The sequence below is a fragment of the Chitinivibrionia bacterium genome (assembly GCA_009779925.1).
Classification (GTDB): domain Bacteria; phylum Fibrobacterota; class Chitinivibrionia; order Chitinivibrionales; family Chitinivibrionaceae; genus WRFX01.
In genome coordinates this window covers 1-10,128 of the sequence record WRAZ01000054.1, presented here as the reverse complement: position 1 = coordinate 10,128, position 10,128 = coordinate 1, and the positions used below count along the sequence as shown (strand labels likewise).

Sequence of the window (10,128 nt, the reverse complement as noted above, 5' to 3'; positions counted from 1 at the left end):
GCATTAAAGGGGATTTCTTTTACGATTTACGAGGGCGAATTTACGGCGCTTATGGGAACGAGCGGGTCGGGAAAAACGACGTTGCTCAACATTTTGGGCTGTTTAGACCGCCCCACGAGCGGGACTTATAAACTTGCCGAGACTATGGTTTCATCGAAAAATCTTCAGGAACTGGCGCTTATCAGAAACACGCTTATCGGATTTGTTTTTCAGGCATACAATTTGTTGCCTCGAACGACGGCGCTCGAAAATGTGGAGCTTCCGCTTTTTTACAACCCGAAAATTCACAATAAAGAACGCCGCGAAAGAGCGGAGCACGCGCTCGAAATGGTTAAATTGCAGGAGAGAATGCACCATACGCCGAGCCAGCTTTCGGGCGGACAGCAACAGAGAGTTGCGATTGCGCGAGCGCTTGTTAACGACCCGGTAGTCATATTTGCGGACGAAGCAACGGGAAATTTGGACACTCGCACAAGTTTTGAGATTATGACGCTTTTTCAGGAACTGAATTCCAAAGGTAAAACCATTTGCTTTGTTACTCACGAGCCCGATATCGCCTCTTTTTGTTCCCGCCAAATTCGACTTCGCGACGGGAAAATTGTGGAGGACAGAAACGTTCATCCCAAGAGCGCCGCGGACGCGCTGCGAGCAATGCCGCTCGACCACGATTACGCGACAAATTGATAAATTAAATAAAAAATAGATTTTATTGAGATTTTTCAGCATATTAGTGTTTGCGAAAAGTATTTTTACGCGAGTAATTTTTCAAAAAACAGAAAATAATAGTGATGAGAGGTATAAATTATGGGATTCTTTTCGTTCGGCACAACGCTCGGAATTGACTTAGGAACAGCCAATACGTTGGTTTATGCGAAAAACCGAGGTCTTTTAATAGACGAACCGTCTGTCGTAGCTATCGACAGAAGCACAAACGAGGTTCTTGAAATCGGAACAGACGCTAAAAAAATGTTGGGAAGAACGCCGGGTAAAATTACCGCGGTTCGTCCTATGCGCGACGGAGTTATTGCGGACATTGACTTAGTTGAAGAGATGTTGCGGTATTTTGTTCAAAAAGTACAGCCGAACAGCTTGTTTAAGAGAACGCGCGCGGTTATGGGAGTTCCGTCGGGAATAACCAAGGCTGAGCAACGTGCGGTTTTAGATTGCGCAGAGCGAGCGGGAATTATCGAAGCGCGACTTATTGCCGAGCCAATGGCGGCGGCTATCGGAATGGATGTTCCGATTTTGGAAAGTTCGGGAAATATGATTATAGACATAGGCGGCGGCACATCTGAAATTTCGGTTATTTCTATGGGCGGTATGGTTTGCGACCTTTCTGAAAAAGTCGGCGGCGACCAGTTCGACAGAGCAATCGTGGAATATATGAAAAAATCGTATAATCTTCTCATTGGCGAAAGTACGGCGGAAGAAGTTAAAAAGAGAGTCGGTTCGGCGTTTGAACTTCCCGAAGAACTCGAAATGGAAGTGCGCGGGCACGATATTGTTGCCGGAATTCCAAGAGAATTGCAAATAACCTCGGTAGAAATCCGCGAAGCGCTCAAAGCGCCTGTTGATGAAATTATTAAAGCCGTTCTTAACACTCTTGAAAAAACACCGCCTGAACTATCTTCGGATATTTTGGATAAAGGTATAATAATGACTGGTGGAAGTTCGCTTTTGCGCGGTCTTGACGAAAGAATTCGCAGAGAAACAAACTTACCTGTTTGCATTACCGAAGACCCGCTTACGCGTGTTGCTCGCGGCGCGCTTATTGTAGCGGAAAATTTGCAAAAATATTCACAGGTGTTGTTTGGAAGCAGTCGAAACCACAGGCAATAAGAATTAAGGGAGGAGCGATAAGTGCATTGGATATTGCATTTCCTTATAACGTACCGCAGAATTGCTTCGGTTATAATTACCGTCTCCTTATCGTTTTTAATGATGTCCGCAGAAAGAGTTCAGCAGGATAACATTGCAAGAACACTTTCGCTGACTATTTTCTCACCCGTTCAAATTACTCTGGGCGGGTTTTATCATATACGAGATATATTTGCCGAAAACAGAAGTCTGCGTGCGGAAATAGAGGCGACGCAGGTGGAAAATACCGTGCTTCGCAATTTGCTGAGCGACAGTTTTGACAATATAGACGAAATAGATTTTACGCCCGAATACGAAATTATCCCTGCAAACGTTATAGCTCGCGAGCCTACGTTTTTTTTCAGAACCGCTATAATAAATGTCGGCTATAATTATGGGATTGTCGTAAATATGCCCGTTATTTTGGGTGGTAATGTGGTCGGCAGAATTATTTCGGTAGCGCCTATTACTTCGCAAGTTCAGTTTTTACGCGCACCCGAAGAACGTATAAGCATAGAGCACGTTGCGTCGGGTTCTGTCGGGATTTTGGAGGCGACGTCGGGCGGCGTTCTTTTTGCCAATTTCAGAAGCATTTCGCCTGTTGACGTCGGCGACACCGTTCATACAACAGGGCTTGGCGGAATTTATCCGCGAGGTTTCAAAATCGGAACCGTGGAAAGAATTGTAGCGCCAAGAGACGGCGATATTTTCAAGCAGATATACATCAGGTCGGCAGTTGATTTTGACCGACTTCGCAATGTTTTTGTAGTAAAATCTATGCCGCGGTGGGGCGGGCGTCCGATTTCTGAAATTTCGGACGACGAAGAAGAAGGTGGTGAAGAATGAGTGCGATAAAAGAAATAATTAAATGGATTTTACTTTTTTTATTGGTTTTGGTTATTCAGACAACTGTTATTCCCAAAATCGCAATTTTCGGCATTTTTCCCGATTTGCCGCTTATATTGCTTTTCATTTTTTCTATAAATTACGGCGGAACAAAAGGAATTTGGTGCGGGTTTTCTCTGGGACTTCTCATAGACGTGTTTTCGGCAGGACTTTTGGGCGCAAACGCGCTCGCTAAAACGGTTGTTGGTGCGGTTGCGGGGATTTTTGACAGAAAAAATATGGCGATAGACCCAATTTTGCAGTTAATAATGCTTCTTATTACGGTTATTATACACGATACGGTAATTTATCTTTCGGACGCCGCGGTCGGCGGTGCAAATCCGTTTGCGGAATTGCCGATGTTCTTGCTTGTTTCGGCGCTTCCGAGGGCGGTTTATACAACAATATTCGCAGTTATAGCGTTTATGCTTTCGGACTTCCTTTTTCATTCAAAATCAAAGAGATAGCATTATGGCAAAGGCAATAATAGCAGCCCTGCCCGAAAGAAACAGACAGGAAAGAGCGCGACGAAAAAACGTGCTTTTAATTATTGTCGCCTGTATGTTTTCTATATTGATTTTACGCCTTTTTTACGTGCAAATAATTCACGGCGAGCGAAATTTTGCGCAATCGGTCGATAATCAGGTCGTTCAAGAAACAATTAAGGCGCCGCGCGGGGTTATTTACGACAGAAACGGCGTAATTATAGCGCAAAACCGTCCGTCTTATGCGGTCGGCATAATTCCGATTTTGGTGCCGCGCGGGTTTCCGATAGTCAATAATCTTCTGAAAATTAAAGACTCAAACGGCGAGGCGCTTTTTGACTCCACGCAGTTGGTCGGCGCAATTACAAGAGCGCGGCGGCGCGGCTCGTCGCAGTTGGCGATTTTGCGCGAGGATATTTCCTTTGATTTTGTAAGCGTAATAAACGAACATTCGGCGGAATTGCCGGGGATTATTCTGGAGACGACAATGCGGCGCGACTATCCGATAGGGCAGAGCGTTTTTCACATCACCGGATACCTGAGCCCGATTGACTCGGCGCAGTTCGACACGCTTCGGTTTATGGGATACGAGCGAAACGACTTTATAGGAATAGCGGGAATTGAACTTCAATACGAGAGCGATTTGCGCGGTCAGGACGGTTTTCACTTTATTGAAAGAAACGCGTTCGGACGGCGCTTGGGCGTTTTGGAAAACAAACCGTCGAGGGCGGCAATTCGCGGCTACGACGTTCATTTGACCATAGACGCGAGAATGCAACAAATTGCCTACGAAGCGTTTGGCGAAGATATGCGCGGCGCGGTTGTTGCGCTTGACCCGCGAACAGGCGAAGTGCTTGCTATTGTCAGTTTTCCTGCGGTAAATCCGAATATTTTTTCGCTCGAAAGAAGAGTGCGGGACTTAGAATGGCGGCGCGCCGTGGGCAATCCTGCAAGACCGCTTACAAATCGCGCGGTTATCGGGACTTATCCGCCCGGCTCCACTTTTAAGATGGTTCCCGCCCTTGCCGCGTTTAACAGTTTGGGGATTTCATCGACCGCCAGAATGCCGAGAAGTTGTTTGGGCTCTTTCAGAATAGGAACGCGAACGGCAAGATGCCACAACCACAGAGGCTGCGGTCCGCTAAATATGTATGACGCGCTCAAGGTTTCCTGCAACGTTTATTTTTATCAGTTGGGGCTTCGTTTGGGCGACAGTTTAATAAATCACTATTCCACGCTTTTGGGCTTGGGCGGCAGAACAGGCATAGATTTACCCGTGGAAAGCGCGGGCTTTATGTCGGGCAGAGAGGCGTACAACGCAAGGTTCAGAAACCGCGGCTGGGTTTGGACGGAAGGACTTCTTTTGGATATGGCTATAGGTCAGCAACAGGTTTTCACACCTCTGCAACTCGCGGTTATGGTAGGCGCGCTCGGCAACACAGTAGAGCGTTTTCAGCCGTTTTTGGCAAAAAAAATAGTTGACGCTAACGACGATATAATTTTTGAACGAGACGTCGGCGACGAGCGTTTTTCGCTCGAAGAGGTAAGCAATGCGGCATTTGAGGCGGTAAAAGTTGGTATGCGTACTTCCATAGAAGAAGTCGGCGGTACAGGGCGACGAGCGAGAGTGCAAGGAATTACGGTCGGCGGAAAAACGGGAACGGCGCAAAATCCGCACGGCAATTCGCACGCGCTTTTTGTGGCGACCGCTCCACTCGAAAACCCGTCGATTGCAGTTGCAGTGGTTGTCGAAACAGCGGACGGCGGCGGCGGACGATATGCGGCTCCCATTGCAGGCGCTATAATGAATTATTATTTTAACGAGACCGATAAAGGTCGCGAAGTAGCCGAAATATACAGGAGACTTCCTGCAGACAGGAGAGTAAGGTAATGGTAGCAAAAACATCAACAATACAAAAAAAATCCTTTGATTTTCTATTTTTCGCCATTGCCATTGCGCTTTGGATTATAGGAACCGCGCTCGTTTACAGCGCCGTTGCAATGCACACAACGGGACCTCTTGCAAGCATTTTCCAAAACCAAATAATTTGGACGACAATCGGAATAGTTATAGTTTTGATAATGGTGAGCATTCCCGTGGATTGGTATTACAGGTTTGCGCCCGTCGTTTATATAGGAACAATCTTGCTTTTGATTGTGGCTCTTACTGGTGCAACCGAGGTAAAAGGTGCGGGGCGATGGATAAATACTCCAATTCCGGGCTTTAGATTTCAGCCGTCGGAATTTGCAAAAATAGGGCTTTTACTTATGCTTGCCCGCTACTTTACCAAGAAAGAAATATCACTGCAAAAACCGCTTTCGCTTATAGTTCCCGCGCTCATTATTTTGGTGCCTTTTGCTCTTGTGGTGCGCCAACCCGACCTTTCTACTACTCTTGCGCTTGTGGCAATGTCGCTTCCGATTTTTTACTGGGCGGGTATGAAACTTGTAGAAATTTTGTTTTTGATTTCACCTGCAATATCGGCGGTTTTGGCAATTATGCCGATGGTTGTCGCATTTGTTATGCGAGGCACTATGGATTTAAACGCGGCAACTGCGGGTGCAACGGAGCAAACGGGACAATTCGGCATTTTGGGCACTATTCCTTGGGCGATTTTCTTTGTCGCTATATGCTTTTCGCTGTATTTTACCCGTCCGCCTAAAATTATTGCAATTTTAGTTGTCGCGCTGAACTTGTTTTCGGCTTCGGCGGCAACTCTTATATGGGAAAACGCTTTGGGCGACTTCCAAAAAGCGCGCGTAATAAGTTTCATAAATCCTCAGCTCGACCCGCGAGGCAGCGGTTATCAGGTTATTCAATCGCTAATCGCAATCGGCTCGGGCAGAATGTCGGGGAAAGGATTTTTGCAGGGAACGCAGGTGAATTTGGCGTATCTTCCCGAGCAACATACCGACTTTATATTCGCCGTTTTGGGAGAGCAGTTCGGATTTTACGGATGCGTTGCCGTAATACTTTTGTTCTTCCTTTTTGTGGCAAGAGCGCTCTACGCGGTAACAAATATAGACGACCGTTTTGTGAATTTGCTGGTTGTCGGCGCGGCTTCGCTTTTTGTGTATCATATTTTTGTAAATATTGCAATGGTAATAGGACTAATGCCCGTAACAGGTCTTCCTCTGCCGTTTTTGAGTTATGGAGGGTCTTTTACCTTAACGGTTTCGATGTTAGTCGGGATAATTCTGAGCGCTCGCGCCGAGCGAGAAGGCGCTTAATTAAGGAGAAAACTATGGAAATAAAAGTAAAAAAAGCCGGCGACGCCGAAATCGCCGAAATGAAATCGCAACCAACTTGGGGTTGCGACGTATCGGAATTCAGTTGGCACTACGACAGCGAAGAGCGCGCGTTAATTCTTGATGGCGAGGTCTCTGTTGATTACAACGGCAAAAGCGTATCGTTTGGCGCAGGCGATTACGTAATTTTCCCTGCGGGACTAAGTTGCGTTTGGAAAGTGATAAAGCCTGTAAAAAAGCATTATTTGTTCAGATAAAAAAATTGTTTTTGTAGAGAAATAATACTTATGTCTCCATTGGGCAATAAATAGCGAAAGGCGAAAAAATGCAATCTCAAGTCGTCAGATTATATGGAAAAAGCGATTTACGCAGAGAGACAATAACTTTGTCGCCTCCCGACGAACACGAAATAATCGCCGATATTATTTGCTCCGCAGTTTGCACAACCTGCCGAAAAGTCGCGCTTCTCGGACAAGAACACAACCGAGTTCCCGAAAATCTTGCGAATAATCCCGTAATTTTAGGACACGAATTTTGCGCAAAAGTAATTGAAGTCGGAAGGGGAGTGGAAAATTCACTTGTCGGCAAAAACATTATAGTTCAGCCGATGGTTTACGAAAGCGGCTTTGAATGGCAAGCGATGGGGCATTCTTTCAGCGAGGCGGGCGGCTATGCAACAAAGATAAAAATTCCAAAACAATTTTACGAAAACGACGCGATTATAGAATTTGGCGGCGAGGGCTTTTACAAAGCGGCGCTTGCTGAGCCTTTGGGCTGTATAATAGCGGCTTTCAGAACGCAATATCACACAAAACAAGAGAGTTTTAAGCCGATTTACGGAAACAAACCCGACGGAATAACACTGTTTTTAGGCGGCGCGGGAAATATGGGAAAACTTGCCGTTCAGTTGTGGCAGGCAAAATCAACGAATAACGCAAAACTTATAATTTACGACAGAAATCTCGGAAATCTTAAAACTTTGGGCAAAATAATAAAAAACGACGAAAGAATAAAAGCATACTCGCCGCAAGACGAAAACTACGTTCGCTCTCTCGCGGGAACAATCGACGATGTCGCCGTTTTTGCACCGTCGCGCGATATGGTGGACTTGGGAATGTCGCTTTTGGCGTTCGACGGCTGCCTTAATTTTTTCGCAGGTCCTATGGAAAAAGAATTTAACGTCCCCGTAAACTTTAACAATATCCATTATTTGCGCCACCACATAGTAGGAAGTTCTGGCGCTTCGGGCGAGGATGTGCGCCGCGCGCTTCAACTGATAGAAGACGGCACAATAGACCCGTCTCCGATAGTAAGCCACGTATGCGGATTAGACAGCGTAAAGGATATTTTCGACAAATTTGAGACGTTTGGCGGCGGCAAAAAACTGATTTATCCGCAATTTTCACTTCCGTTCACAGAAGTCAGCGGCTGGTCGATTGAAAGGGAGAGGGACTTGTTTTCAGAAAACTCAAAATCTCTTGCAAAGTCGTGAAATTTTCCAGCTTCTCACAAATATCCGCCGCTTGAATTGCCGCGGGTTTTATGAACGCCTCATAATGCGGTTTGCCTTTGTTTTTCGACAAATTACCATACGCGCCCATTGCCTGCATAAGGCGTTGAAGCGCGCATAAATAGAGAGGCGTTTTGTCTTCAATCTGCATTTTTTGCAAGAAACTGTCTCGCAGTTCTTCTGTTATTTGCGGATATAAATACGGGTCAAAAACAAGCGAGGCGACATCGTAATATTTTGCGCCCATTCTTGCGCCCTGAACATCCACAAACGACGGCGACCGGGCGGGTGTCGAAGTCTCTTCATCGTCAAAAACAATATTTTCCGATTGAAAATCACGGTGCATAAGGCATTTTGGCAAATTATCGACAAGTTCGGCGAGTTTTGTTCGCTCTTTTTCAAAGTTTTCGCTGAAAAATAACTCTTTTGTTTCGGGAAAAATGGGCGAAATATGCTCTCTGAAATAATCGGTTTCCCAGAGTAAATCCGGCATAGTAAAAATTCGTTTCGAGATAATGTTTGTTTCGGGAATTTTTACGCTTTGCCAAAATGACAGTTTTTCGGCGACTTTTTCGAGCAGAATTTTTTGTTTTTCGACATCATTTTTGTACGTTTCAAAGAGATTTTTTAGGGTGAAATTTCCGCAGTCCCTTACCAAAACTTTATTTTCGGCTCTGTTTGCTTCAATAATTGTCGGGATAATATTGCGCAGTTCATCAATTTCGTTGAGCGCCAAAAAATAGTCCCAATCTTTATCTTTGCCGTCCCAAATCATAAGAACTGCGGTTGTAGGGGCGGGTTTCAAACCCGCCCCTACAAAATTTATTCGATAAAATTCCCGCTGACTTCCTGCGCCTGCCATTTTTTCCACTGTTATATTTCTCCCCACGGCATAACTAATTTGTTTTCGTATCGCTTATTTTCGACTTTACAGCCGCCCCAAAAGATTGAACGGTTGCCGTCTATTTTTTCTGCGGCGACGTTTTCTATCCACAAATATTGCGAATTATCGCTTATATTGTATTGTTTGTCGGTTGGGTAGGCGATTTTTTTTTCAAAGTTCACTTCCATTCCGAGCGGGAAATCGAATTTCAGTTTTTTGTCTAAAATTGCCCAATAGCAGTTTTTCAGGTCGTCGGGCGTTCCTGTGTCGTACCACAAAATGTCGTCGAAATCCTTGACCGAAACCGAATAATCTTGCTCGATTGCGCGTTTCCATATTGTTTTTACGTCAAAATCGTCTTTGCGGAAAATTTCGACGAGCGCGCTTCTGTAAAAGGCAATTCCTGTGAAAGCGGTCGCTTTTTTCACTTCCGAAAATGCGTTATCGACCCTACCTGCGTATTGTCCGTTTTTGTCTATTCCCATTACCTTTTCGCCGCTCAGATTTGAGCCGATAAGCCAAATATCCTCGCCCGACGACTTAAAGTCAATCGCGAGTTGTCTGATTTTTGCGTTATGGATAATGTCGGAATTTACCACGCAGAAAATATCGTCGTCGCTTAGCCAATCCCGCGCATTCCAAAGCGCGCCGCCTGTGCCGAGTATTTCGGGGGTTTCATAAAAGCGTGTTATGTGGTTGTGATAGGGGAGCGCCTCGACCAGCATATCCATAAGTTCGGGCATATAATGAATGTTTATCGCCAAATCGTCAATGGCGTTTTTGCGAAAACAACGAAAGGCGATTTCCGCAAGCGGAACCCCGCAAACGGGCGTAAGCGCCTTTGGAATAATGTCCGTGATTGGTTTTAATCGGGTGCCGAAGCCCGCCGCAAGAACTAAGCCGCGCATAGTGGTTCTCCTTTGTTTTTCGCTCCAAAATAATATTTGCCGCGCCGGAAAAACGTCAAAATTATTCCCTTTTTAAAAACTTTCTCTTTTTGTCGCAAGCAAATATTATTTTCTCCTCAAAATCTGGCTTGTAGAAAAAAATGGTAGGTTATTAATGGTTGCACATTTGACTGACTTTCAAAAAAGTTTTAATACGTTGATACAAAACATCGTTGACATTTTCTGCGTTTCGGTATTTTCGCCGATAGCAGCACAGCACAGCACAGCACAGCACAGCACAGCACAGCACAGCACAGCACAGCACAGCACAGCACAGCACAGCACAGCACAGCACAGCACAGCACAGCACAG

Annotated in this window: 11 protein-coding genes; 9 read left to right on the top strand and 2 right to left on the bottom strand. The window is 45.4% G+C overall.

Translation table 11 applies throughout. The features are described from left to right. The 8 genes from FWE23_10575 to FWE23_10540 all read left to right on the top strand — a co-directional run. A partial coding sequence (locus FWE23_10575; GenBank protein MCL2845873.1) for an ABC transporter ATP-binding protein occupies window positions 1-684 on the top strand: 684 nt, incomplete at its 5' end. 120 nt (window positions 685-804) lie between these two features. After that, the gene (locus FWE23_10570) at window positions 805-1,839 is read left to right on the top strand and encodes a rod shape-determining protein (GenBank protein MCL2845872.1); all 1,035 of its coding nucleotides are present in this window, start codon (window positions 805-807) and stop codon (window positions 1,837-1,839) included. Window positions 1,840-1,860: 21 nt separating this feature from the next. Next, a complete protein-coding gene (locus FWE23_10565) occupies window positions 1,861-2,703 on the top strand; it encodes a rod shape-determining protein MreC (protein ID MCL2845871.1) in 843 nt (280 codons plus the stop codon). Continuing rightward, the gene (gene mreD / locus FWE23_10560) at window positions 2,700-3,209 is read left to right on the top strand and encodes a rod shape-determining protein MreD (GenBank protein ID MCL2845870.1); all 510 of its coding nucleotides are present in this window, start codon (window positions 2,700-2,702) and stop codon (window positions 3,207-3,209) included. The genes FWE23_10565 and mreD overlap by 4 nt, the downstream gene beginning before the upstream one ends. A gap of 4 nt (window positions 3,210-3,213) precedes the next feature. Then, window positions 3,214-5,118 carry a penicillin-binding protein 2 gene (gene mrdA / locus FWE23_10555; GenBank protein MCL2845869.1) on the top strand — a complete coding sequence of 635 codons (1,905 nt, stop codon included), beginning with the start codon at window positions 3,214-3,216 and terminating at the stop codon, window positions 5,116-5,118. Next, window positions 5,118-6,458 (top strand): rod shape-determining protein RodA, encoded by a 1,341-nt coding sequence (gene rodA / locus FWE23_10550; GenBank protein ID MCL2845868.1) that lies wholly within the window; start codon window positions 5,118-5,120, stop codon window positions 6,456-6,458. The genes mrdA and rodA overlap by 1 nt, the downstream gene beginning before the upstream one ends. Before the next feature lie 14 nt (window positions 6,459-6,472). Continuing rightward, window positions 6,473-6,733, top strand: a complete 261-nt coding sequence (locus tag FWE23_10545) for a cupin domain-containing protein (protein ID MCL2845867.1) — start codon at window positions 6,473-6,475, stop codon at window positions 6,731-6,733. Window positions 6,734-6,801: 68 nt separating this feature from the next. After that, entirely contained in the window at window positions 6,802-7,968 is a 1,167-nt protein-coding gene (locus FWE23_10540; protein MCL2845866.1) for an alcohol dehydrogenase catalytic domain-containing protein, read from the top strand. Here FWE23_10540 and FWE23_10535 read toward each other — a convergent pair. After that, window positions 7,898-8,848, bottom strand: coding sequence for an aminoglycoside phosphotransferase family protein (locus FWE23_10535; GenBank protein ID MCL2845865.1), 951 nt, complete (start codon window positions 8,846-8,848; stop codon window positions 7,898-7,900). The genes FWE23_10540 and FWE23_10535 overlap by 71 nt on opposite strands. Before the next feature lie 11 nt (window positions 8,849-8,859). Then, window positions 8,860-9,777: a sugar phosphate nucleotidyltransferase gene (locus FWE23_10530; protein MCL2845864.1), complete on the bottom strand. Its 918-nt coding sequence runs from the start codon at window positions 9,775-9,777 to the stop codon at window positions 8,860-8,862. Between the two features lie 154 nt (window positions 9,778-9,931). Between FWE23_10530 and FWE23_10525 the strand changes: the two genes are divergently transcribed. Then, the coding region (locus FWE23_10525) for a hypothetical protein (GenBank protein MCL2845863.1) at window positions 9,932-10,128 on the top strand (197 nt) is incomplete at its 3' end.